Source organism: Klebsiella terrigena (assembly GCF_012029655.1).
Classification (GTDB): domain Bacteria; phylum Pseudomonadota; class Gammaproteobacteria; order Enterobacterales; family Enterobacteriaceae; genus Klebsiella; species Klebsiella terrigena.
The window spans coordinates 760,316-784,201 of sequence record NZ_CP050508.1; the positions used below are offsets into that span (position 1 = coordinate 760,316).

The 23,886-nt window shown below is 56.6% G+C and carries 21 protein-coding genes, 1 tRNA gene and 1 pseudogene; 10 read left to right on the plus strand and 13 right to left on the minus strand.

Annotated elements, in window-relative coordinates:
- Positions 1 to 21: 21 nt before the first annotated feature.
- Positions 22 to 1,425: a purine-cytosine permease family protein gene (locus HCK03_RS03680; protein WP_143966453.1), complete on the minus strand. Its 1,404-nt coding sequence runs from the start codon at positions 1,423 to 1,425 to the stop codon at positions 22 to 24.
- Between the two features lie 737 nt (positions 1,426 to 2,162).
- Positions 2,163 to 2,765 carry a short chain dehydrogenase gene (locus HCK03_RS03685; protein ID WP_041147240.1) on the minus strand — a complete coding sequence of 201 codons (603 nt, stop codon included), beginning with the start codon at positions 2,763 to 2,765 and terminating at the stop codon, positions 2,163 to 2,165.
- Positions 2,766 to 2,864: 99 nt separating this feature from the next.
- Between HCK03_RS03685 and HCK03_RS03690 the strand changes: the two genes are divergently transcribed.
- From HCK03_RS03690 to HCK03_RS03700, 3 genes are all read left to right on the plus strand, one after another.
- Positions 2,865 to 3,752 (plus strand): LysR family transcriptional regulator, encoded by an 888-nt coding sequence (locus HCK03_RS03690; RefSeq protein WP_167691157.1) that lies wholly within the window; start codon positions 2,865 to 2,867, stop codon positions 3,750 to 3,752.
- Positions 3,753 to 3,822: 70 nt separating this feature from the next.
- A complete protein-coding gene (gene lysM / locus HCK03_RS03695) occupies positions 3,823 to 4,272 on the plus strand; it encodes a peptidoglycan-binding protein LysM (protein WP_041147238.1) in 450 nt (149 codons plus the stop codon).
- A gap of 47 nt (positions 4,273 to 4,319) precedes the next feature.
- A complete protein-coding gene (locus HCK03_RS03700; RefSeq protein ID WP_041147237.1) occupies positions 4,320 to 4,715 on the plus strand; it encodes a YidB family protein in 396 nt (131 codons plus the stop codon).
- A 59-nt stretch (positions 4,716 to 4,774) separates the two neighbouring features.
- Here HCK03_RS03700 and HCK03_RS03705 read toward each other — a convergent pair whose 3' ends face one another.
- Both HCK03_RS03705 and HCK03_RS03710 read right to left on the minus strand, forming a co-directional pair.
- Positions 4,775 to 5,920 (minus strand): trans-sulfuration enzyme family protein, encoded by a 1,146-nt coding sequence (locus HCK03_RS03705; RefSeq protein WP_167691158.1) that lies wholly within the window; start codon positions 5,918 to 5,920, stop codon positions 4,775 to 4,777.
- Positions 5,921 to 5,929: 9 nt separating this feature from the next.
- Complete coding sequence (locus HCK03_RS03710; protein ID WP_166793791.1) at positions 5,930 to 7,306, minus strand: pyridoxal-phosphate dependent enzyme; 1,377 nt, start codon at positions 7,304 to 7,306, stop codon at positions 5,930 to 5,932.
- Between the two features lie 489 nt (positions 7,307 to 7,795).
- On the opposite strand from HCK03_RS03710, the gene HCK03_RS03715 reads away from it, so the two are divergent.
- Genes HCK03_RS03715 through HCK03_RS03725 form a run of 3 tightly spaced genes read left to right on the plus strand, consistent with a single transcriptional unit; the run spans position 7,796 to position 10,007 of the window.
- On the plus strand, positions 7,796 to 8,452 hold the full coding sequence (locus HCK03_RS03715) for an amino acid ABC transporter permease (RefSeq protein WP_052474600.1): 657 nt from the start codon (positions 7,796 to 7,798) through the stop codon (positions 8,450 to 8,452).
- Positions 8,430 to 9,197, plus strand: a complete 768-nt coding sequence (locus HCK03_RS03720; RefSeq protein ID WP_041147233.1) for an amino acid ABC transporter ATP-binding protein — start codon at positions 8,430 to 8,432, stop codon at positions 9,195 to 9,197. Before HCK03_RS03715 ends, HCK03_RS03720 begins: the two co-directional genes overlap by 23 nt.
- A 36-nt stretch (positions 9,198 to 9,233) precedes the next feature.
- A complete protein-coding gene (locus HCK03_RS03725) occupies positions 9,234 to 10,007 on the plus strand; it encodes an amino acid ABC transporter substrate-binding protein (RefSeq protein ID WP_123551942.1) in 774 nt (257 codons plus the stop codon).
- A 15-nt stretch (positions 10,008 to 10,022) separates the two neighbouring features.
- Here the strand turns inward: HCK03_RS03725 and HCK03_RS03730 are convergent, their stop codons facing one another.
- From HCK03_RS03730 to HCK03_RS03755, 6 genes are read right to left on the minus strand one after another with little or no spacing between them, the layout of a single operon-like run.
- On the minus strand, positions 10,023 to 11,033 hold the full coding sequence (locus HCK03_RS03730; protein ID WP_041147231.1) for a fimbrial protein: 1,011 nt from the start codon (positions 11,031 to 11,033) through the stop codon (positions 10,023 to 10,025).
- Positions 11,033 to 11,551 (minus strand): fimbrial protein, encoded by a 519-nt coding sequence (locus HCK03_RS03735; RefSeq protein ID WP_115191884.1) that lies wholly within the window; start codon positions 11,549 to 11,551, stop codon positions 11,033 to 11,035. Before HCK03_RS03735 ends, HCK03_RS03730 begins: the two co-directional genes overlap by 1 nt.
- On the minus strand, positions 11,542 to 14,070 hold the full coding sequence (locus tag HCK03_RS03740) for a fimbria/pilus outer membrane usher protein (RefSeq protein ID WP_167691159.1): 2,529 nt from the start codon (positions 14,068 to 14,070) through the stop codon (positions 11,542 to 11,544). The genes HCK03_RS03735 and HCK03_RS03740 overlap by 10 nt, the downstream gene beginning before the upstream one ends.
- Before the next feature lie 20 nt (positions 14,071 to 14,090).
- Positions 14,091 to 14,771: a fimbrial biogenesis chaperone gene (locus HCK03_RS03745; RefSeq protein ID WP_143966459.1), complete on the minus strand. Its 681-nt coding sequence runs from the start codon at positions 14,769 to 14,771 to the stop codon at positions 14,091 to 14,093.
- Positions 14,772 to 14,826: 55 nt separating this feature from the next.
- Positions 14,827 to 15,411, minus strand: coding sequence for a fimbrial protein (locus HCK03_RS03750; protein WP_041147227.1), 585 nt, complete (start codon positions 15,409 to 15,411; stop codon positions 14,827 to 14,829).
- Positions 15,412 to 15,464: 53 nt separating this feature from the next.
- The gene (locus HCK03_RS03755) at positions 15,465 to 16,067 is read right to left on the minus strand and encodes a helix-turn-helix transcriptional regulator (protein WP_167691160.1); all 603 of its coding nucleotides are present in this window, start codon (positions 16,065 to 16,067) and stop codon (positions 15,465 to 15,467) included.
- Between the two features lie 728 nt (positions 16,068 to 16,795).
- On the opposite strand from HCK03_RS03755, the gene HCK03_RS03760 reads away from it, so the two are divergent.
- Both HCK03_RS03760 and HCK03_RS03765 read left to right on the plus strand, forming a co-directional pair.
- Entirely contained in the window at positions 16,796 to 17,593 is a 798-nt protein-coding gene (locus HCK03_RS03760) for a winged helix-turn-helix domain-containing protein (RefSeq protein WP_167691161.1), read from the plus strand.
- A 1-nt stretch (position 17,594) separates the two neighbouring features.
- Positions 17,595 to 18,086 carry a hypothetical protein gene (locus HCK03_RS03765; RefSeq protein WP_167691162.1) on the plus strand — a complete coding sequence of 164 codons (492 nt, stop codon included), beginning with the start codon at positions 17,595 to 17,597 and terminating at the stop codon, positions 18,084 to 18,086.
- 771 nt (positions 18,087 to 18,857) lie between these two features.
- Here the strand turns inward: HCK03_RS03765 and HCK03_RS03770 are convergent.
- Positions 18,858 to 19,556 (minus strand): annotated as a pseudogene (locus tag HCK03_RS03770) (response regulator transcription factor); the annotation flags it as partial.
- 165 nt (positions 19,557 to 19,721) lie between these two features.
- Here HCK03_RS03770 and HCK03_RS03775 point away from each other — a divergent pair.
- Positions 19,722 to 19,988, plus strand: a complete 267-nt coding sequence (locus tag HCK03_RS03775; RefSeq protein ID WP_167691163.1) for a hypothetical protein — start codon at positions 19,722 to 19,724, stop codon at positions 19,986 to 19,988.
- A gap of 407 nt (positions 19,989 to 20,395) precedes the next feature.
- On the opposite strand, the gene HCK03_RS03780 is transcribed toward HCK03_RS03775, so the two are convergent.
- Together HCK03_RS03780 and HCK03_RS03785 are read right to left on the minus strand one after the other, a co-directional pair.
- Positions 20,396 to 20,471 (minus strand) — tRNA-Phe (locus HCK03_RS03780).
- Between the two features lie 105 nt (positions 20,472 to 20,576).
- Positions 20,577 to 21,290: a DUF554 domain-containing protein gene (locus HCK03_RS03785; protein ID WP_115191891.1), complete on the minus strand. Its 714-nt coding sequence runs from the start codon at positions 21,288 to 21,290 to the stop codon at positions 20,577 to 20,579.
- A 431-nt stretch (positions 21,291 to 21,721) separates the two neighbouring features.
- Between HCK03_RS03785 and HCK03_RS03790 the strand changes: the two genes are divergently transcribed.
- Positions 21,722 to 23,860 carry an ornithine decarboxylase gene (locus HCK03_RS03790; RefSeq protein WP_123551947.1) on the plus strand — a complete coding sequence of 713 codons (2,139 nt, stop codon included), beginning with the start codon at positions 21,722 to 21,724 and terminating at the stop codon, positions 23,858 to 23,860.
- Positions 23,861 to 23,886: the final 26 nt, after the last annotated feature.

The window sequence follows — 23,886 nt, forward strand, 5'->3', positions numbered from 1 at the left end:
TAGGGAAAAGAAAGCGAAGCGCTAAACTTTCTCTTTCACCAGGGCGATACTCTTCACCACCTTGGCTTTAGAGAGGGTGTAATAGACCGGTGAGACCACCAGCAGACCAATAATCCATGATAAATCGGCCCCGCCAAATGCGGTTGCAATCGGGCCGGTATAAATCGCCGTCGACATAAACGGCACCTCAACTAATATCCCCAACAAATAGCAGAAGATGGCGGTAGCATTAAAGTAGCCATATATTCCGCCGTCGCGCTTAAAGAAGGAGTCGACATCATATTCGCCGTGCGCAACCAGGTAATAATCCACCAGGTTAATTGCCGTCCACGGCACCAGGACATACAGCAGGACGGTAATAAAGTTGGTATAGATTAACAGGAAGTTTTCCTGACCATAGATCGCCAGCGCTATTTCAAGGAGCATGGTGAGGATCGCGGTAATTATCCTCGCGCGGGCCATCGGCGACCAGCCGTCAATAAAGGTCTGGCCCAGGGTCAGCGTACAGAGCACGCCGCAGTACAGCATCATCGAGTTTGTGGCGGCAATCCCCAGCGCCAGCACCACGATAACCACCGCGCCGAAGCCGCCGGTGAGGTCAATAATGCCTTGAATAATATCATCATTGCCAATGCTGGTAGCCACCAGCACCCCGAGAACCATCGGCAGATAAGAGCCTAATATGCAGCCAAAGTAGCTGGCGTAAAAAACGCTTTTGTCGTTGGTGCTGTAGGGCATATAGCGTGAGTAGTCAGAGACATAGGGCGCGTAGGCCAGCTGCCACAGTGCGGCAATCGAGACCGCGCCGAGGAACCCAACCTTGTTGAAACCGCCGCGATCGAGAAAATCGACCGGCAGCCCGTGGACAAAGACGATCCACACAAAGGTTGCGGCCAGCACAATCCCGGATATCCACGACATAATTCTGGCGTAGGAGTGGATGATCTTATAGCCAAAAATAGTGGCAAACAGACTCAGGGCGCCGACGATAATAATCCCTACGTCGGAGTTCATCGGCTTATAGATGGCGTGCATGGACTGCCCGCCTAATACCAGACTGGAGGCGGTAAAGCCGATATACATTAATACGACAATGGACACCACCAGCACCGAACCATAGGAGCCAAACTGGCCCTTGGTTTGCACCATTTGCGGCACGCCGAGCTTTGGACCCTGTGCGGAATGCAGGGCCATGAACAGCCCGCCGACCAGACTACCGATAAACAGCGCAACGACAGACCAGAAAAAAGAGAGATGGAAAATAGTGACCGACATCGCTCCGGTGATAACGGTTAATAGCATGATGTTAGAGCCAAACCAGATGGTAAACAGATCGCCCGGTTTGCCGTGTCGCATATTAAGAGGGATAGGTCTGATGGTATTGCTTTCGAGATTTTCAACGTTGACAGGTTGATGTTTAGTCATGGTGCTCTCTCATCACTGTGGGTCTATACCGTGAATAATTCAGGCAACAGCAGGCCGCTAGCTGAGCGAACGCAGCCAACAGCGAAGTCGCCTGAAGCATCATGGGTATAAATCAGCGTTAGATTGATATTCCAATGAGGAGTACAGCTAATCTACTCATCATAACATTTCGTTTACTATTCTCACAATCTCGTATCATTTTGGAAATTATTAAAAATGTCGAACGTCGATATAAAAAAAGTGCTTTACCCGGGACCCTGGGCCTGATTGTGGTTAACGCTTGGCCATCTCCCGCTTGTTTTTAGACGTTTATGCTGCGGCCCTGCTTTTTTTATATTTAACAATCTGGACGGCTAATTTAAGCCAGATAATTCTGCGAGCAGGCGGATGCGGCGTGGAATGATTGAGGGTCTGCAATAAAAGCAAAGGCGTATTTATTGTAGGGAATATAAAAGCCGCTTTAATTCACCAGATAATGACGATAACTCCGAAAGATATTTAATCTAATCTGAGATAAATCATGGGATTGACCGTCGCTGCTGGCAGCGGTCGTCTGCGGCGCGTAAATTAAATATGCGAGGTTGTTCACAATAAAATTCATTTATTAAGAGTGTGCGATGGATCAATATTTAAAACACGTGGCGCTGGCGCTGAGCAGATGAATGGCGAAGAAATAGCCTCTGCAGAGATAAATAATAACCCGCCAGCGTGGCGGGTTATTAGCGACGGGCGGATTATCAGTAGCCGACGGTGTATATCCGACCGCTCTGGACGCCCTCCACGCTGCGGCGGTACGCCTGGGCCACCGTGGCGGCCGGGACGCTGATAAAGCCCGGGAAGAACCCGTCATAGGCGGCGGCTGATTCGGTCAGCACCGTGGGGCTGATCAGGTTGATGCGGATCCCGCGCGGCAGCTCGCAGGCAGCGGCGCGGACGAAGCCCTCGAGGCCGGCGTTCACCGTCGTGGCGTTAACGCCCTGGGCAATCGGCTCATGCGCCACGATGCCGCTGATAAGGGTGATGGAGCCGCCGTCGTTCAAATAGTGCTGGCCGGTGAGCGCCAGGCGGATTTGCCCCAGCAGCTTGTCCTGAAGGCCCTGGTTGAAATTGTCGTCGGTCATGGTGGCCAGCGGGCCAAAGAACAGGCTTCCGCTCGCCGAGACAATCGCATCAACCCGGCCAATTTTTTCAAACAGCGCCTGGACGCTTTGCTGAGAAGTGATATCAACCTGATGGTCGCCCTGAGACCGACCGACGCGAATGACTTCATGCTGACGACTGAGCTCTGCGGTGACCGCGCGGCCTACGGTACCGCTGGCACCAATAACGACGATTTTCATGGCTGACTCCTGATAAGTTGTGAGCCTCTATTCTTTAATGAAATGGATATCGGATAAACTGGCAAAAAGTTAGATGATTACTAACCAGAGGTTCGCAATATGGATAAGCTGCGCGGAATGGAAACGTTTATCGCCGTGGTGGAGCACGGCAGTTTTACCGAGGCGGCATCGCACCTGGAGATGTCGGCGGTGATGGTGGGCAAATATATCGCCCTCATCGAACGCCGGCTGGCGACGCGCCTGCTTGAGCGCAACACCCGCCGCCAGAGCCTCACCGACGCCGGGCGAGTCTACTATGAAGAGGCGAAACGCGTTCTGGAGCAGGTCTCAATCGCCGAAAGCTCGGTTGAGCGACTGCGGCTGGCACCCGCAGGGACGCTGCGCATCAGCGCGCCGACCTCATTTGGCGCCTGCGTTATGGCGCCGCTGACCGCCACCTTCTTACAGCAGTGGCCGGACGTGCGCGTGGAGCTTGACCTGACCAACCGGCTGGTCGATCTGGTGGATGAAGGGTTCGATCTGGCTGTCCGCATTGGCGATATTCACCAAACCGACCTGGTGGCGAAATATCTCTGCGCCTACCGGATGGTGATTTGCGCCGCCCCTGCCTATCTCAGTCGCCACGGCACGCCGCTCACGCCGGCCGACCTTGCTGGCCATCTCTGCCTCTCCCATACGGTGTGGACCGCGCGCAACGAGTGGAAGCTGCCGGGCGTCACGCAAGAGGTGCGCTGGCGGCGCGATGCTGTCCTCCGCTGCAACGACGGCTACGGCCTGAGGATGGCGGCCATCGCCGGAGCCGGCCTGCTGCTGCAGCCGGAAGTGCTGCTGGGGGAGGATCTTGCCAGCGGAAAACTGGTCCGCGTACTTAAGGCCTATACCCCCGAACCGCGCCCGGTTCATCTGCTCTGGCGTCAGGATCTTCGCCCGTTGCCGAAGCTGACCCGGTTTGTCGAGCACGTGCTGACCGAGGTCGGGCGCCATTAATGAACTATTATTATCGGGTCTGGTCTGATGAACGTTCTTCATAGATCACTTCTGCTAAAAGGAGATTGGTATGAGTTTATTGAGTTTTGTGAAAGAAGCGGGCGAGAAAATCTGGGATGCCGTTTCGGGCGGAGACAAAGAGAGCCAGGCCGATAAGCTGAAAAAGCATATCGATGGGCTTAATCTCCCTGGCGCGGATAAGGTCAGCATCACCGTGGCTGAAGACGGCACCGCGACGGTCACCGGCGACGTCGGCTCGCAGGAAGATAAGGAAAAAATTATGGTGGCGGTGGGTAACGTCACCGGCATTGCCCAGGTCAGCGATAACGTGAGCGTCACGCAGAGCGGCGCCGAGAGCCGCTACTACACCGTGAAATCCGGCGACACGCTGAGTGCTATTTCTAAAACCGTGTACGGATCGGCGAATGACTATCAGCGGATCTTTGAAGCCAACAAGCCGATGTTAAAGCATCCCGACAAGATCTATCCGGGACAGGTGCTGATTATCCCGAATAAGTAAGGCGGGAAAATCGGCGTTATGCACGCTCTATTGATACGGAGTCGGTAATGGGACTACTTGATCAAATTGGCGGTATGCTCGGCGGCCAGGCCGGTAAAGCCGAGCAGCTGCAGGCCATCATGGCCTGGATCCAGCAGCAGGGGGGCGTCCAGGGAATCCTCGAAAAATTCCGCAGCGGCGGCCTGGGTGAGATCGTTGAATCCTGGATCGGCCAGCAGGGCAATATTCCGGTTTCCAGTGACCAGGTCACCTCGGTGTTCGGATCGTCCGCGCTGCAGGATCTCGGGGCCAGGCTCGGGATCGACCCGCAGACCGCCTCGTCGCTTATCTCCGAGTATCTGCCGAAAATTGTCGATGGCTTATCTCCGCAGGGCGAAGCGCCTGCGCAGCAGGATCTGCTGTCTGAAGGCATGAACCTGCTTAAAGGCAAGCTGTTTAGCTAAGCGCATCGTGCGCGGCAGATGTACCAAAAGTTAAACCCGCCGACAGGCGGGTTTATTGTTTATGCCCGCAGCGCCTGCTGCCAGTCGGCAATCAGATCCTGCTCGTCCTCAATGCCAACGGAGAGGCGAATGAGCTGGGGCGTAATGCCGTTTGCCAGCCGCTGCTCGAGCGGAATGGAAGCGTGGGTCATGCTAAACGGCTGGCTGACCAGGCTCTCCACGCCGCCGAGGCTCTCCGCCAGCGTAAACAGGCGCAGCCTGCCGATAACCTGCTCTGCGTAGCCATCGTCGCCTTTCACCACCAGCGAAATCATCCCGCCCGGCAGCGCCATCTGCCTGCGCGCCAGCTGATGATGCGGGTGCGACGCCAGCCACGGGAACCACACCTTTTCCACCTGCGGCTGCTGCTCCAGCCACTCGGCGAGCGCCAGCGCGTTGCTGCTGTGGCGTTCCATACGCAGCGCGAGGGTGCGAATGCCGCGCAGCGTCAAAAAGCTGCTGAAGGGGTCGAGCACGCCGCCCACCGCGTTTTGCAGATACCCCAGCCGCTCTGCCAGTTCGCGGTTGTCGCCGACCACCGCGAGGCCCGCCACCACGTCGGAATGGCCGTTGAGATATTTTGTCGCCGAGTGTACGACGATATCAAAGCCCAGCTCGAGGGGACGATGAATGGCCGGCGAGGCGAAGGTGTTATCGGTGACGCTGATGAGATTGTGCCGCCGGGCGATCGCCGCGATGGCGCTGAGGTCCGCCAGCTTGAGCAGCGGATTCGTCGGCGTTTCAACCCATATCATCCGCGTATCCGGCCTGATGGCCGCCTCAATCGCCGCCAGGTCGTCGGGTTTGACCCAGCTGACCTGCAGGCCGGCGCTGCGGCGGCGGACGTTTTCGATCAGCCGCCAGGTGCCGCCGTACACGTCGTCGACGGCCACCAGGTGGCTGTCTTTATCCAGCAGCTCAAGCACCGTGGAAATCGCCGCCAGCCCGGAAGCAAAGGCGTAACCGCGGGAGCCGCTCTCCAGTTCGGCAATCGCCGTTTCCAGCGCGTGGCGGGTAGGGTTACCGCTGCGCGAATATTCATAGCCGGTATGCTGCCCGGGGGCTGGCTGTGCGAAGGTGGAGGTGGCATAAATGGGCGGCATTACGGCGCCGTGCGCATCGTTAAAGGTGCCGCCGTGTACGCTTAATGTATTTAAATTTTTCATGGACGATCCTTAGTGTTCGAGTCGGTTACGCCAGGTGGTCAGCACGTCGCTGCGGGTGATCAGGCCGAGAAAACGATCGTTATCGGCGATGACGGCTACCAGGCCGCGATCGAAAATGGCTTTTAGCGCGCTTTCCGGCGCGCGTTTATCGAGGGTTTCGACGTTGCGGGTCATGGCCTCTCTGACCGGCAGCGCAAAGCGCTGGCTGTCGCCCTCGACGTGGCTAATCAAATCCCACTCATCGACGATGCCAACGACGCGGCCGTTTTCCAGCACCGGCAGCTGGGAGATGTCGTACAGGCGCATGCGCGCCAGGATGGCGGCCAGCGTGTCGTCCGGCGCGGCGGTGACGGTGGCGTCTTCGTCATGACGCAGGGCGATAAAATCGGTTAAATCGCCGCGTGAGGGGCGGGTCAGCAGCCCCTGCTGGCGCATCCAGTCGTCGTTGAACATTTTCGACAGGTACTTGTTGCCGCTGTCGCAGGCGAAAGTCACCACGCGTTTGGCGGTCGTCTGCGCCTGACAGTAGCGCAGGGCGGCGTGCAGCAGCGTGCCCGTTGAAGAGCCGGCAAGAATGCCCTCGGTCTGCAGCAGCGTCCGCGCGGTGGCAAACGCCTCCCCGTCGGTGACGCGATAGGCGGTATGAACGCCGTCGAGATGGGCCAGCGGCGGGACAAAATCTTCGCCAATCCCCTCGACCAGCCACGATCCCGCCTCGCCGGAGCGGCCGGTTTCTACCCGATCGGCGAGGATCGATCCCGCCGGATCGGCAAGAATAAACTCCGTTTTCGGCGAGTGTTCGGCAAACCACGCCTGCAGCCCGCCGAGGGTTCCGCCGGAGCCGACGCCAACGACGATAGCGTCGATATCGCCGTCGAGCTGGGCGAAGATTTCTGGCGCGGTGGTGCTGATATGCGCCAGCGGATTGGCCTCGTTATTAAATTGATCGATATAGAACGCTCCCGGCGTCTCCTCCGCCAGGCGACGGGCGTAATCCTGATAGTAGGCCGGGTGGCCTTTATTCACGTCGGAGCGGGTGAGCAGCACCGTTGCCCCCAGCGCCCGCAGATGGAATATCTTCTCGCGGCTCATTTTGTCGGGGACGACGAGGATCAGGCGGTAGTTCTTTTGCGCCGCAATGAGCGCCAGGCCGAGCCCGGTATTGCCGGCGGTGGCTTCAATAATCGTGCCGCCGGGCTGCAGCTTACCGAGGCGCTCGGCCTCGTTAATCATCGACAGCGCGACGCGATCCTTAATAGAACCGCCGGGGTTTTGATTTTCCAGCTTGAGGAACAGGCTACAGGGGCCGGTTTCCAGCTTGTGCAGCTGGAGCAGGGGCGTGTGGCCGATAAGATCGCTAACAGAATGAAAGAGTGACATGACTATTTACCCATTCGTATCGAGATGACGAATGGTAGGTCTGTGAATTTGGCAAATTAAAGAATATTTAACCGCTCATAAGAGCAAAATGGAATATAAGATGCTATTTAGCCATCCGGAGGGAAAGGTTGTTAGCCGCCTGGGTGTATTGATATCTGAAAAAGAGAGTTTTTGGCGTAATTTCCAGCAATTAATACCTTTTTACGCCGACGCAAATGCGTTTTTCAGCAAAGGATGGTTAAAAAAATTATAGCCGAAAATATCAGGATGGCGTGCGCGATATACTCTGCCGATGCATAGCTGTTGGCCGAAAACAAATAACAAAGCCGGCTATTCAATACCGTTTTTGATAGATACGTCTGGGCTCGGACGCATGATAACCTTTTATTCAATTAGAGTGATTTGCGATTACGTCTGGGCTTATTAATGAGGCGCCGGAAGAAAAGGTGAGATGTGCCTGAATTTATATCACTAGCGATTAGTTCATTCTGGCCGATGCTGTATGCCGGGCTGGTTTTTACTATCCCCATTACGTTAATTTCGTTTGCCCTCGGCCTCGGGCTGGGGTTTATCGTGGCGCTTATCAGGCTGTACGGGCCGCGACCGCTGCGACTGCTGGTGCGTTTCTACGTCTGGGTTATCCGCGGCACGCCGCTGCTGGTGCAGCTGTTTCTGATTTTTTACGCGCTGCCGGGCGTCGGCATTACCCTCGACGCTTTTCCCGCTGCGGTGATCGGCTTTACGCTGAACGTCGGGGCCTTCACTTCCGAGGTTATCCGGGCGACGCTGCTCTCCGTGGCTAAGGGGCAGTGGGAGGCCGCGCACTCGATCGGCATGAACTGGTGGCAGTCGCTGCGCCATATTATTTTGCCGCAGGCCGCACGGGTGGCCGTGCCGCCGTTATCGAATACCTTTATTTCGCTGGTGAAAGATACCTCGCTGGCGTCGGTTATTACCGTACCGGAGCTATTTTTAGCGGCCCAGAGAATTGCCGCCGTGACCTATCAACCCTTAATACTCTATACCGAAGCCGCCCTAATCTATTTATTAATCAGCTCGGTGCTGTCGTATCTGCAATCGAGGCTCGAGGCCCGGTTAGAAAAAAACACCTCAGGCAAGGAACATAATAATGATAACCCTGTCCGGGCTTGAGAAAAGTTTTGCCGGGCAACAGGTCCTGCAGGATATTTCTTTGAATATTGCCGAAGGGAGCGTTACCGCGCTTATTGGGCCATCGGGAAGCGGCAAAAGCACGCTATTACGCTGTATTAACCTGCTTGAGCTGCCGCAGGCCGGGAAATTAACCATTGGTCAGGAGAATATTACCTTCTCGGCGGATGCTGCGCCGAAGAGAAAGGATATCCGCCGTATGTGCCAGCAGACCGGAATGGTTTTCCAGAGTTTTCAGCTGTTCCCCCACCTGTCGGTACTCGAAAACATTATGACGGGGCTGATTGTGGTGCAGAAATGGCCCGTCGAACGGGCGAGGGCCCGCGCCGAAGCGCTGCTGGCGAAAGTGGGGCTGCTGCATAAGCGTCATGCCTGGCCGGCGATGCTGTCCGGCGGCCAGCAGCAGCGGGTGGCGATTGCCCGGGCGCTGGCGCCTTCACCCAAGGTTCTGCTCTGCGATGAGCCAACTTCGGCGCTGGATCCCGAGCTGTCGCTGGAGGTGATTGCGGTTTTGCGTCAGCTGGCTCAGGAGGGGACCACCATGCTGATGGCCACGCACGATCTGCGCCTGGCCGCCAGCATCGCCAGCCAGGTGGTGTTTCTTGAGTCCGGGCAGATTATTGAGAGCGGCAGCTCGCGGGATATTTTTACCCGCGCGAAGAAAACCCGAACCCAGCTTTTTATTTCCACCTTAACCGAAACGTTTCCCGATTCCTGGGAAATTTAAAACAACAACACGGCATAGCAGATTAAGGAGTTAATGATGAAGGTATTGATGACGGCACTACTGGCTACCGCTATTCAGCTGGGCGTGGCGCATGCGGCGGCCGCGCAGGACGACCTCGCAAAGATTAAAACGGCCGGCGTGTTTAAGGTCGGCACCGAAGGGACCTTCCCCCCGTTTACCTACCACAATAGCGCGGGGAATCTGGTGGGTTTTGACGTTGATATCGCGCGTGAAATTGCCAAACGGATTGGCGTAAAGGCCGAGTTCGTTGAAGGCAAGTGGGATGGCCTGGTTGCCGGCCTGGACGCTAAGCGCTACGACGCGGTGATAAACCAGGTGTCCATCACGCCCGAGAGGGAGGCGAAGTATGATTTCTCCGATCCCTACATTTCCCCGAAAGCCGTACTGATCGTCAATGATAAAAACACCGATATTCATACCTTTGCCGATCTAAAAGGCAAGAAATCGGCGCATACCCTGACCAGTAACTACGCGCAGATTGCCCGTGAAAATGGCGCGGAAGTCGTGGGCACCGACGGCTTTGACCAGTCCATTGCGCTGGTGTCGCAGGGACGGGCGGATGCGACCATCAACAGCAACCTCTCATTCCTCGATTTCAAAAAGCATAAACCCGACGCCCCGGTAAAAATTGTGGCCGAACGGGCCGATACCGAACAGGAGGCGGTATTGATCCGCAAGGGGAATCCGGATCTGCGTCAGGCGATCAATACGGCGCTGGCGGGTATTAAATCCGACGGCACCTGGCAGCGGATCTCCAACGAGTATTTCGCCGCCGACGTGTCGAAATAAGAGGATTCGGCGGCGTTACTGATAGGAAAAAGTAATGCTCGCGAGGGCGTTGGCGCTGCCCGGCACCAGCTCACCGGTGCGGACGTACTGCGCCTGGAACGGCAGCGACAGGATTTGGGTCGCCGTGGTGGTCTGGATAAAGAACTGGTTTGCGGTGCCCGCTGCGGAGCTGTCCGGCCCCATCATCAGCGGGCCGCTGCCGTTATAAAAGAACTGTACGCCGATGCCGGAGGCGGTGGAGTCGCTGGTCAGGGTTACCACGGAGGAGTCGTTCGTTGGCGTGGTTTGATCGGTCATTACCGCATACAGCGCTACCTGCTCGTCGCAGGTCAGGCTGACGTTAAACGAGCCCGACGGGGAGGTGCTGCCGACGGTGGGCAGCGTACGCATATCCGGCGCGCCGAGATCGATGCTGGCGCTTTTGGTGCTCACCGTACAGCCGCTGGCCGTCACCGTGACGGTCGTCGGGTTGATGATCACCCGTGCCGTTTTGGTCTCGTTATTATAGGCGGTCAGGATCGCGGCGCTGATGGCAGGGAGGTGGTATACGCCCGACTTCAGCGCGTTATCCGTTTTAACGTACGTCAATTTTGCCGACCAGCCTAAATCAAAAGCCATGCCGTTGGTGCCATCGGCGGGGTAGCTTTGGGTCACGCCGGTTTGCAGCGGCACGTAGGTTGTGCCGTTAAAATCCTTCAGGCCGAGGATATAGCCGATGCCGGGGATGCCGGTTTCAAAAACGCTATAGTTTACGCCATCAACGTTGACGGATACTCCTGCCGACACGGCGCTACTGCCGGGTTCGAGGGTTCCTTTGGTGCAGACGAATATGTATCCGCACCAGAACACCTGCTGCACGCTGGCCGTGGCGCTCCACGCTGAGCCGATAATATTTCCCGGCATAACGGAGTCCGCGGGGCCGGTGTAGGTCATCGCCTGGGGCGAGAGCGTAATGTCGGATATCCAGTCGAGGGCCAAAACCTTCGCGCTGACGCACAGCCAGCAGGCAAGCAGTAAGAAACGCATTATTGATACTCCGTAGTCCAGGTGGCGATGGCGGAAACGTCTCCGGCGCTGACGGCGGCGCCGTTGGCCGCCAGCCGGGCATAAAATGTCATCTGCACGCGTTCATCTCCCGAGGTGCCGTAGGCTGTCGTTTGGGCCTCCAGCGGAATCAGCTCCCCGTCTTTATCGAGGATTTGCACCGCCACGCCGCTCGCTCCGCCGTCGTCCGTCTTAATCAGCTGCGGGTTGCGTTCATCCGGCGTGCCGCTAAAGCGGATCTTCACGCCGACAAAGGTCGGGCCGCACTCTTCCAGCGTTAGGGTGAAGGCCTGTTTGATATTGCTGACCGCCCCCGGTGCGTGAAACTGCTTTATGCCGATGGCGCCCAGCGGGACGGTTTGCTCTACTGAATCGGCGGCAACCACGCAGGTATTGCCGATCAGGTTGCCGGTAACGGAAACCAGCACGTCATAGCCGAGGGCCGGGGTGACGAGGGCCGTAAGCAGGGCGATGCCGGATAGGCGGACGGCTACTGACATTGCGCCTCCTGTGAATAAAGGCCCGTGCGGGCGCTGTAATCCTGCGGATTGAGGCGATATTTAATGACGCACTTTTTGTCGCTGCCCTGTCCCCAGACGGCGCTGAGCGTGCCTTCCGCCGGCAGGCCGGCGAGATAAAGGCTGCCACCGTCCCCCACGATGCCGCTGGCCTGCTCATCGGCGAGCGTGACCACGGTGCCAAACGGCAGCGCCTCGTTGCGGTAGCCGATAGTGAACAGGGCCTTCGCGCCGCGGCGGGTGACGATGGTTGCGCGCACCAGCGCGCCATCGGTCGGCGTTTTACTGACGATAGCGTTCTCCAGCTCAACGTCGTTTCCGGCGGTAGTGACGTCCAGCGCGACCTGGTTGACGCGATACGGCGTGGCGTACGGAATGACGGCATAGCCGCGGCTATCGGTTTTGATGCCTTTGTGATTAAGCACCGCCACGCTACCGGCCCCCGGCGCCTTGACCAGGATGTTGGTGTTCCCCAGCGGCTGGCTGAGGGTCAGGCCATCTTCATGCAGCACCGCGCCGCCGCTCATGCCGTAGCTGAGGTTGCGGGAGTCGCTGGAGTAGCTGTAGCCGAGGCTGTAATCGCCCAGCTGGCCCGCATACTGCAGCGCGGCATCGCCGCCGTACCGCTGCTGCGCGCCGTAGCGCTGATTGACGCTATAGAACAGGCTCTCCTGTCCGGGGACGTAGCCGCTGACGCCCGCGCTGCCGGTGGCGCCCGTTGAGTCCGCACGGGTGGTGGTAAAACGCGCCCGGGTAGCCTGCTGCGGGTTGCCGAACGGCACGGAAAGCGACATCGCCACGATGTTATCTTTATGGCTATCGTACAGGCTGGTGCTGCGCTGAACGCTCACGCCGACGGAGACGTTGCGCACCATTGCGTTCCACGCAAACTGCATGCTCTGCGTTCTGTTGGCGGTGCGCCAGTAGGTTTGCCGATCCCACGACAGCGAAAGCGAACCAAATCTGCCCATTGGCTGCGACAGCAGCAGCTGATTTTTGGCCTTGCGCGACATATGCAGGTTATACAGGTTTTCATAGCTGGTGGTGACGGCGCCGTCTGCCCCGGTGACCTGCTTTGCCGTGCCGCCCGTCATCCCCTTATAGGCGGTATCGCTGAGGGTATAGAACCCCTGCGTCGAGTAGCGCAGAGAGTAGAAGTTAAAGCGCGTGCCGATATCGTTCAGCCGCTTGCTGTATCGCAGGCGCACGGAGTCCCCGGAGTAGGGCCGATCGTCGGCCAGCACGCTGCGCGCGTGGGTCACATCGACGGAGTAGGCGCCAAAGCGCCCGAGATTTTGTCCTACGCCCAGCGCGAGCCCGCTGTAGCGCTCTGCAAGCTGCGCGCCGCCGTAAAAGGTGAGGCCGTATTCCCAGCCGAAAAACAGCTCTCCCTGGGCAAACGTCGGGGTGTTCTGGCCGCCGACGGCGCGAAGCTTACCGGCGCCGAGGGCGTATTTTATCTGCCCGCTGCGCACCAGGTTCGGCACGCTGGCAAACGGCACGGTATATTGCGTTTTGCGGCCGTCGCTCTCCTCAATCGTCACCTGCAAATCGCCGCCGGAGGAGGTGGGATAAAGGTCTTTCAGCATGAACTCCCCGGCGGGGACGCTGGTTTGATAAATAGTGTTGCCGTTCTGCTGGACGGTAACGGTCGCGCTGCTGCGGGCGATGCCGCGAACCTCCGGCGCATAGCCGTTCAGGCTGGCAGGCAGCATATTATCATCGGTTTTCAGCGCGAGGCCGCGCAGGCCAACGGAGTCAAAAACCTGAGCGGAGGTGTAGGTTTCCCCTGCGTACGCCTGCGCGCCCAGGGCGGGGATATCCCGCTGCAGCCAGGTCTGGACGTGGCTAAGCGTATTCGCATCTTTGGTCCAGGTCGTGTAATCGCGCAGGCGCCAGGCGCCCAGGTTCACGCCGCTGTTCAGGCTAACGAATAGCTGCCGGGCGCGGGTGCGCTTGTCGCCCCGGTACTCATTGTTGGCGCCGTTAACGACATAGTTCAGCCACGCGGCAGGGATCCCGGCCTCCCAGCTCTCAGGGCTGACGTAGCCACGCGGAAGATTCCGCATATAGCTCTGCGGCAGGCTGAGATTGAGCGTCAGCGTCTTCTGGTCGAAGTCAAAGCTGGCGCCGGGGAACGCGTGATTCAAAAAATAGCATTGCCGGGTCAGCGGCAGCAGCTCTTTCGCGGCCAGGCGGCTATCAATGCCCAGGGCGGCAATCTGCTGCGGCGTGACGCAGGGCTGGGCGTCCTCCTGGGCCGCATTTTTATCAACGCTGAATTCGACATTTCCGGTGAAGGCGTAATTTTTATTGATATAAACGTTAATGTTGTATTCGCCCGGCGGTAAGGCGCTCCCGGCATTGACCCATGAGAGGTCGGCAATATTTCCACTTTCGCCGTTGAGGAACGCAGGGTTAAATTGCAAATCGTTCTCTGCGGCAGAGACATACCGAACGGCATGGCAGATCATCAGGGCACAGACGATTTTTGCTTTCACTCACTCGCACCTTTCTTCTTTTATTTCCGGTTCAACGACAGGCTGACGGCAGGGGTCCATGCGCCGTAATCATTGATGGTCTGATAGCTAAAAGTGCTTGCCTGACTGAACGATCCGCCCAGGGTGACGCTTGCTTTTGGCGGGACCATCGCCGGCTGTACCGGCTTGCCATCGACTTTTAAATTGATGGTGGTGAGGTAATAGGGCGTTGGGTTATTGAGCGTAATTTTGCCCGCACGGTAGTCGGCGGTTATTTTTTTCCAGCCCTCGCTGGCGCCGCTTTGCAGCCCCTCCGGGCGGTAAAAAACTTTAATGCGGTTGGCTGAGGCAAACTGCAGCGAATTGCTGGCGGCGCTTTTGGACTGCTGTGGAATGGCTTTGACCGTAATCCAGTACAGCGTTTCCCGGTCCTGCGGCAGGGATTTACCGCTAAACATAATTTTCACTACGCTTTCGGTGGCCGGTTTTAAAACATACAGCGGCGGCGTAATGACGAAATCGTTGGAGCGCCGATTGTTCTCATCCTCGACCCATGACTGAATGAGGAATGAGGCGTCGGGATGCGTATTTCTGACCTGCAGCATCGACTGGTTGGCGCTGCCGAGGTAGACCATTCGCGTTGCGCCCAGCCCCACGCCGCCGGCGCAGGCTACGGATGACCACAGCGAGCCGAGCAGACAAATCCATGTAAACGAGCGCATAGCGTCTCTCTCCTGAAGGTTGGGCCTGGCCCGGCAACGCGGCCGGGCCAGAGGATTACGAATAGGTGACGGTGTAGGTGGCGACAGCGCTGGCATCGCCAGCCGTGGCGTTGCCCTGCGGGGAGTAGTATTTGGCGCTGAAGTTCAGAGTGTTCGAGCCGCTGCGCAGCTCGACGGGGGCAGCGGACTCGCCCAGTCTTACGACGTTGCCCTGTTCGTCATACAGGCGAATTGCGACGTTTTGCGCCGAGGCGCTGCTGCCGTTTGAGCCGACGGCCAGGCCATCGGCATCGGTGCTATCCGGGGTGCCGGTGAAGGTGACGGCAACCGTTGTCGCCGGGATCGGATCTTCTTCGGTGCCGGCGGAGGTATCGGCGATTTCGCAATCTTCAAGGGTGATGGTGAAGGCTTTTGCCGTGTTGGCTTCGCTGCCTGCCGCGGCCAGCGTGGCGGTACGAACTTCACCCAGGTCGACGTCAATATTGCTGCTGTTGGCGCTGATGGCGCAGGCCGAGGTTACGACGCTACCGCTGAAGTTTACGGTGCCGCCGCTGGCGGTGGCGGCCAGAGAGGAGCCCGCAGGCAGCAGCGCCGCAATGCCCAGCGCCAGCAGAGTTTTGTTGTTTAAGTAAGCTTTCATTTTTCTGATTCCATAGTTTTATTATGACGAGATTGGCCCTGAAGGCAGCAGTTCTAGCTGGTTAAAAACACCAGTAAATCTGTTTTATTCCTGAGCCCGAGTTTTCTTATTGCTGAGCTTTTTAACGCGCTGACACGGCGGTATGAAAGCTTCTCTATTTCTGCGATATAACGTATATCCAGTCCATTTCTCAGTTTCTTCAATACCCTCCATTCCCCTGGTGTTAGCGAAAGTGCCATTGATTTCTTTTTCGGCTGAGCGCGGTTTTCCGCTATTTTTAATAAACAGTTTCGCCAGCGATAAAGCGGGTCCTGTAGTGAAATATAGGCATCAATATCGCCGTGGACCCACAGTGATGAATTCACCGCTGCGGAATACATGTATATAAGCACCTGCGGGTAGCTGGCTTTAATCGTTTTTATATACGCCAGACAATCCATGCCGGTATGGTGTTTCTCTAGCCCGGAGATAAAAATAACGTCAATTGGGGTCATTGCTAAAAGATCGTCAAGGTGCTGGTAATCATTTATCGATGTTGTGATTTGAATATCAGCATACATTCCTTGCAATAAGGCGGTGATGCCGCCGCGTGCGAAGCGATCTCCGCCGATTAACGCAACATTTAAATGTTGCTGTAGTTCAAGCTTATTCGCCATGTTATTCCCTCGATTTATAATAGTAAGGAGGTCAGCCTGTATGCGTATGACAGGTATCAACCTGTATTCCTGTATTTTCGAAGCAATTAAGCCTTTCACTTTGTAGAACTACTATACCTCGGGAGATGAGAAGGTAATCTCAATTAATCTTAAGTTATATTAATTGCAGAACGCGCGGCCGTCCGGTGAGGCCGTTCGCCAATCGATATTGGCTTAACTGCGGACGAACTGTCCTCAATTCCCGGAGGTGGCCGGTTTTTTGTACTGCTTATTATCGCTTTTTTTCAAGGCTTCAGGCGCGTGTTGAGCCATGTGATGTCTTCTGTTTTTCTTTTCACATCAGCCTGTTGTTGGCATTTTTTCTACGCCAGACAAGGCGCAGGAGCGAACGGTCAGGGCGTGAGGAGAGACCTGCGGGCAGGTATTTGTTCGCCGGTTGAGTGAAGATAAGAAGGACTTAAGAAAAGATAAGATAAGGACGTTCGCACCCGTCGGGCGGCGGCTGAGAAAGGGATGAATAGCGGGGTTAGCGTTTATTGTACTTCAGTTAACCTGCAGAGCAATGACAGGAAAATAAGATGTTTCGCCAGCGGTTGTGATATACAGCACTAAATTTATCGGCCATATTACCCCCTCAGAAAGGAGATGGATCCCTCTCTTCTCATCCATATGGTGATAAGACCTGGGCACTTCCGACATGCTTTCACCGGAGACTTTTCGCCGATTGTATGCACAAGCATTATATTATCAATGAAATAGTTGAGTTTCATCCCGTGGACGGCACGCTGCGCGATCTCAGCAATCCGGATCGCGTGGTGGTACTGAATTCACCAGCGGGGCGCTGCTTATTATTATTAATAGAGCGGGCCGGCACTATTGTGACTCAGCAGGAGTGTATGGATATCGTCTGGCAAAGGCGAGGGATGCTGGTTTCGCCTAATACCTATTACCAGAATATTTCTGTTTTACGCAAAGGATTGAGAAAAATAGGCTTCCAGAACGATCCGATCGTTACAATTCCGCGTATTGGATTAACGTTGGCCAGCGAAACGACGATAACGATTAAAGAGGTTCCGCGGCAAGCGTCAGAGGACCATGAATATGATACTGCGCGTTCGGATGAAGCGAGCGCTTCGCAGGCTGAACCTACCGCGCAGCCTACAATAGCGGTTTATTCACCACGGCGTATGCGCTGGTGGACGAAAGCGTTATTGGTGGTTTTGTTATTCAGCGGTGCAGGCGTGATTAATCACAGCTTTTCCCGGAGCAATCTTTTTATTGATGATTATTACTTTGCGAGCACGGTGGGAGCGTGTCGGGTTTATTTGGCAAATAGCATCCAGGCGCAGGATGAGCGGGCGATGGCGCTGACCTACGTTGGGCAATTTAAAGATGGCTGCGTTAACTATCCGTGGGTGTATATCGGCAGATACGCGCGGCTGCCTCGTGCCTCCGTCATTCGGTGCGATCGGTCGATGAAGGAGCCAAACCGCTGCATTTCTGACTATTTTATTGAGGATCGCTAGCATGGCCCATCATCGTCAGGTGCTTTACCTGTCCTGCTTTTGCCTGCTGCTCGGCAGCGTACTGGCGGGGTATTTTTTGTGGCGCCGCTATTATGTTGCGCCGTTTTCCTGTCGGGTGAGCTTTGTCCAGCATCATCAGGATACGACCCTCGTTCTGTGGATGAACTACATCCTGGACGGGAAGAGCGGTACGCTCAGCATCAACGGCCACGTGCAGGGGGAGCCCGGCAGAATCATTAACCGCAAAATATCGTTTATGGTGACGCGAAGGGGCAGCGCTTACTACCTGATATCAGAGCACAATATTAAATTTCCGGACGATAGCGTGCCGGATAGCTGGCTGGAAAAATATGAGCCCCTGTTTTTCGTCTATCCGGCAAAAAACATCTATATGCGCATTCATGAACTGCAGAACGGTAGCTATCTCTTTATTTTGGGCACGCTGCCGACCTATGTGTGCAGTAGCGCCACGAGCGAGGCCGCGCAGCGATAAGCAGCCAACCACAGGCCGGGCCTCTGTTTAGCGCGCCAGCGCGTGTCCACAAACTCATCGTGGACACGCGCTGTTATCCAAATTGCCGCGTTATCGCCGGTCCGATAGCGGCGCCGTTTGGAACTAGCGTCTGAAAAAGAGATGCTCAGCAGAGGGGACGAAAGGCAGTACGGCGAAATCATCCGACCTCAGCGGCCGTTGAAATAAAAGATGAGCTATATTGTTGGCACGCTCTTTACGCCACCGATACGTGCCCCCTTATATCGGAGATATCGTTATGAAACTCTTACAACTCATCGCCCTGGCTCCTCTATTACTGCTGCCGGCAGGCGCATTTGCCTCCTCAGAGGCGGCGTGGAAAGAATTTGATAAGACCATCCAGCGCGCCTGCCTGGCGCAGAGCGACCTGCCGCATAAAAAGGTGGCCGGGCAGCGGATCGATTTTAGTGATGACGTCGGCTACTCGGCGCTTATTATTTCCGGTAAAAGAGTCGATAAAGGCAAGGTGCAAACGGTGAAATCTCTCTGCCTGTATAACCGGCAAAAACAAACTGCCGCTCTTGCGGATATGCCATGAATTGACGCTCCCTTCTGAGGGACATCTTCTCCGGCGGCATTCAGGTCGATGCTCTGTCGGTTTCGACCTCTGCGGCCGGCGAACGCCAGTTTGCCCTCCGGGGCGAGATCTGTGTCGGCTGAGAATCGGTGGGCGTCGGGAGAAGTGATATTTTTTATCGCCGGATTCTTACGCTGCGGTTTCGACCGCAGGACAAATTTATACCCTCTTCCCCAGACGGTTAGCAGGCGCTCCGGCTCCGCCGGGTTGCGTTCTATCTTGATCCGCAGGCGGTTAATGTGCGTATTGACCGTATGCTCATAACCTTCATGCTGATAGCCCCAGACCTGATTGAGCAGGCTCATGCGCGAGAAGACTTTTCCGGGGTTTTTGGCGAAAAAATAGAGCAGATCGAATTCACGCGGCGTAAGTTCCACCGGTTTGCGGTCCAGATGGACTTCACGCGCGATCGGATCGATAACCAGGCCGGCAAAGCGCAACATTCCTGCATCCATTCTGGTAGCGCAGATCATCGCTTCCTGACGGCGAAACAGGGCCTTGATGCGGGCGACCAGCTCCAGCATCGAAAACGGTTTTGCCAGATAGTCATCGGCCCCCAGCTCCAGGCCAAGCACGCGGTGTATTTCGCTGGCGCGGGCGCTGATAATAATGACTGGCGTATAGTGGGCCATATTACGCGCTCGACGGCAGATCTCCAGGCCATCGATACCGGGGAGCATCAGGTCGAGGATCAGCGCATCCCAGCCGCTGTTTTCCAGCAGGTCGACGCCCTTATTGCCGTCGTCGGCATGGGTAACGTCATAGCCCTCATCACGCAGGTGAAGAGCGAGAAGGTCGGCAATATCGGCATCATCTTCGACGATCAGGACTTTTTTTGCGCTTACGCCTGTCATATTTAACTCCCGTTTTCTCGTCTACTCCTGCAGCTTACACAACTCCCTCTGCTGGGATTGAACTATCACATTTTATTTAAACTTACGTGAGGCTTTGGGGAACAGATGGGGCGGATAGTCGGTGATGGTATCGCGGGTATATCGACAATAACTGAGGAAAACAGGATGAAAAAATTAGCTATTCTCGCACTGTCAGCCGTCTGGGCTATGGGTTCCGTGGCGGTGAGCTATGCGGCAGATTCAACGAGCGAAACGTCATCGACCACCATGATGAAAGCAGACAAGAAGTCCGGCGCGATGATGGAGGCCGATAATCATTCCGCAACCATGATGAAAGCGGATAAACATCCAGGCACCAAGATGAAGAAGGAGAAAAAACCTGCCGCCGGGATGGCAATGAAAAAAAAGGAAGAGGTTAAAAATCCGATGTAACCGGCAGCGAGCAGCCGAACGCAGTTCGATGGAGAGTCCGGCTGCAGAAACGCAAAAACCCGCCTTTGGGCGGGTTCTTTAAATAGTGGTGCCGGACTCGGACTAACGCCGGAGGCGTTGAACGGCGCGCCTGTCGCGCCGGCCCCGAAGGGGTGAGCCGCTGGCGGCGAATAATCGAACGCAGTTCGATGGAGAGCCCGGCTGCAGAAACGCAAAAACCCGCCTTTGGGCGGGTTCTTTAAATAGTGGTGCCCGGCTCGGACTAACGCCGAAGGCGTTGAACGGCGCGCCTGTCGCGCCGGCCCCGAAGGGGTGAGCCGCTGGCGGCGAATAATCGAACGCAGTTCGATGGAGAGTCCGGCTGTAGAAACGCAAAAACCCGCCTTTTGGGCGGGTTCTTTAAATAGTGGTGCCCGGACTCGGAATCGAACCAAGGACACGGGGATTTTCAATCCCCTGCTCTACCGACTGAGCTATCCGGGCAACGGGGCGCATTAAAACCGATTCGCCTCGCTGCGTCAACGAAATTTCATCAAATCAACGCAGGATGGACAATCTATCACCACATTGCATTAAAAGCACGCACCTTCAGGCGAAAAAGAGGCTCCAGGCTGCCGATAGCGGCATGGCCAGCACCAGCGCCGGCAGCATATTGACCACCGCAAACATCTTGATACCGCAGATGCGCAGCCCGGTCGCCAGCAGCAGCATTCCGCCAACGGCGCTGAAATCAGCCATCATCATCGGGGTCGTCAAAGGCATAATTAACGCCGCGCATGCCGCCAGGGTGAGCTGAATAGCCAGCATCGGGAAGCTTATCGCCGCGACGGCAATGCCGAGAGAACAGGCAAAGATGGTGGCGGTGAAAAAGTCGAGGAACGCTTTGGCAATAAGGATACTGGCGTCGCCGGTCATGCCTTCGCGCATCGCGCCGAAGATCCCGGTGCCGCTGGCGCAGAACAGCACGATAATCGCGACGTAGCTCTGAACAAAAGAGTCATGGGCGGCAATCCGCCGCTTGCCCTTGGGCGAGAATATCTGCTGGAGCTTGCCGACCAAAGCGTTGGTCCCTTTCTCCATATTGCACACTTCGCCAAGCAGGGCGCCCAGCAGGGTGGCGAGCACCATCACCGGCAGGTTGGCGCATTTAATCACTAATAAAATACCGATACCCAAAGAGGCGAGGCCAAAAATAGAGGTCATCGATGTGCGGATGCGCTCCGGCAATCTCTGGCTTAAAAGTGCGCCAATAATGCCGCCTAACAGCACCGCACCGGCGTTAATAAAAGGCCCTGTAACCACAGTGTGCTCCCGTTAATTATCCCTAATAAGTGCATTATTATGAACCTGTCACGGCGTAAACGCTTGTGGATCCGTGGTATGACTGCATATGCAATTCATCTTGCCTGGGTATGGCAAAGGTGACATTATTGCGCGAATTTTCTTCTCTTCAACTATGAGGCCGCCGGGATGACCGCATCACCAACGCATTGCCGCCGTGCGCGGATGCGCAAGCCGCCTCATCTTGCTACTCTTAGTCTCGATCCTCTTCCCCTCATGCGGTGAAGGCAGCGTATGCTCACTGCAGGACAACAGTAAAAGCGGACCCGGTCTGCTTTTACTGATGTCGGGTGGTCGGAGCTGGAATCCAGTCGGACCCTGACATTTCGTTGGACAAGGCGTGAAGGCCTTGTCTGAGGCCTTTTACTCTCCGGAAACGGGTATTCGCGCTAATGAAATCAATGCACATTGCCGCCAGCTGCGAGCTGGTCCCCCATCTGTCCACCCACCGTCGCGTGGTGGCGCTGGACAGTACTGATTTTACCGATGTGGCGGCAGTCGTCATTACCGCAGCGGACAGCCGTAGCGGCATCCTCTCTCTACTTAAGCGTAGCGGGTTTAACCTGCCGGTCTATCTGCTAAGCGAAAATGAAATGGCAAAGCCAGACGGCGTCGCGGCGGTGATGAGCGGCAAAGAGCAGGAGTGGCTGGAGCTGGAAGCGGCCGCCTGCCGCTATGAAGACAACCTGCTGCCGCCGTTCTTTAATACCCTGACTCAGTACGTCGAGATGGACAACAGCACCTTTGCCTGTCCGGGGCATCAGCACGGGGCGTTTTTTAAAAAACACCCTGCGGGCCGTCAATTCTTTGACTTCTTTGGTGAGAACGTCTTCCGCGCCGATATGTGCAATGCCGACGTCAAGCTGGGTGACCTGCTGATCCACGAAGGCTCCGCCAAGCATGCGCAGAAGTTCGCGGCGAAGGTGTTTAACGCCGACAAAACCTATTTCGTTCTTAACGGCACCTCGGCGGCGAATAAGGTGGTCAGCAACGCGCTGCTCACCCGCGACGACCTGGTGCTGTTTGATCGTAATAACCACAAATCCAACCACCACGGCGCGCTGATTCAGGCCGGGGCCACGCCGGTCTACCTGGAGGCCTCGCGCAACCCGTTCGGCTTTATCGGCGGCATCGATGACCACTGCTTCGATGAAGGCTATCTGCGTAACCTGATCCGTGAAGTGGCGCCGGAGAAGGCCGATGCGCCGCGGCCGTTTCGCCTGGCGGTGATTCAGCTTGGCACCTACGACGGGACCGTCTACAACGCCCGTCAGGTGGTGGATAAGATTGGCCGCCTGTGCGACTACATCCTGTTTGATTCCGCCTGGGTCGGCTACGAGCAGTTTATTCCGATGATGGCCGACTGTTCGCCGCTGCTGCTCGATCTGACGCCGGAAGACCCGGGCATTTTTGTCACCCAGTCGGTGCACAAACAGCAGGCCGGTTTCTCGCAAACGTCGCAGATCCACAAGAAGGATAACCACCTGCGCGGTCAGGCACGATTCTGCCCGCACAAGCGGTTGAATAACGCCTTTATGCTGCACGCGTCAACCAGCCCGTTTTACCCGCTGTTTGCGGCGCTCGACGTGAATGCCAAAATTCATGAAGGCGAAAGCGGCCGCCGGCTGTGGGCAGAGTGCGTGGCGCTGGGTATCGAAGCGCGTAAGGCGATCCTTGCCCGCTGTAAGATGATTCAGCCCTTTGTTCCGCCGACGGTGGCCGGGCGTCCGTGGCAGGATCATCCGACCGAAGCCATCGCCCGCGAGCGGCGCTTCTTCAGCTTTGAGCCGGGCGCCAGCTGGCACGGCTTTGAGGGCTATGCGGGCGATCAGTACTTCGTTGATCCCTGCAAGCTGCTGCTGACCACGCCGGGCATTGACGCGCAAAGCGGCGAATATACCGACTTCGGGATCCCGGCGACGATTCTGGCGCACTACCTGCGCGAGAACGGCATTGTGCCCGAGAAGTGCGATCTGAACTCGATTTTGTTCCTGCTGACCCCGGCCGAGAGCGCTGAAAAAATGGCGCAGCTGGTGGCGATGCTGGCGCAGTTTGAACAGCATATCGAAGCCGATACCCCGCTGGCCGACGTGCTGCCGACCATCTTTAACAAGTATCCGGTGCGCTATCGTGATTACACTATCCGCGAGCTGTGCCAGGAGATGCACGATCTGTACGTCAGTTTCGACGTTAAGGATCTGCAAAAAGAGATGTTCCGCAAGCGGAGCTTCCCGCGGGTGGTGATGAATCCGCAGGACGCGAACCGCGAGTTTATCCGCGGTAACGTTGATCTCGTGCGCCTGAGCGAGGCCGAAGGCCGCGTGGCGGCTGAGGGGGCGCTGCCGTATCCGCCGGGGGTGCTGTGCGTGGTGCCGGGCGAAGTGTGGGGCGGAGCGGTGCTGCGCTACTTCCTCGCGCTGGAGGAGGGCGTCAATATGCTGCCCGGCTTCTCGCCGGAGCTGCAGGGCGTCTACAGCGAAACGGATCCTGACGGCATTAAGCGGCTGTACGGCAACGTGCTGAAGGCATAAAAAAACGCCCCGGCGCGAGCGCGGGG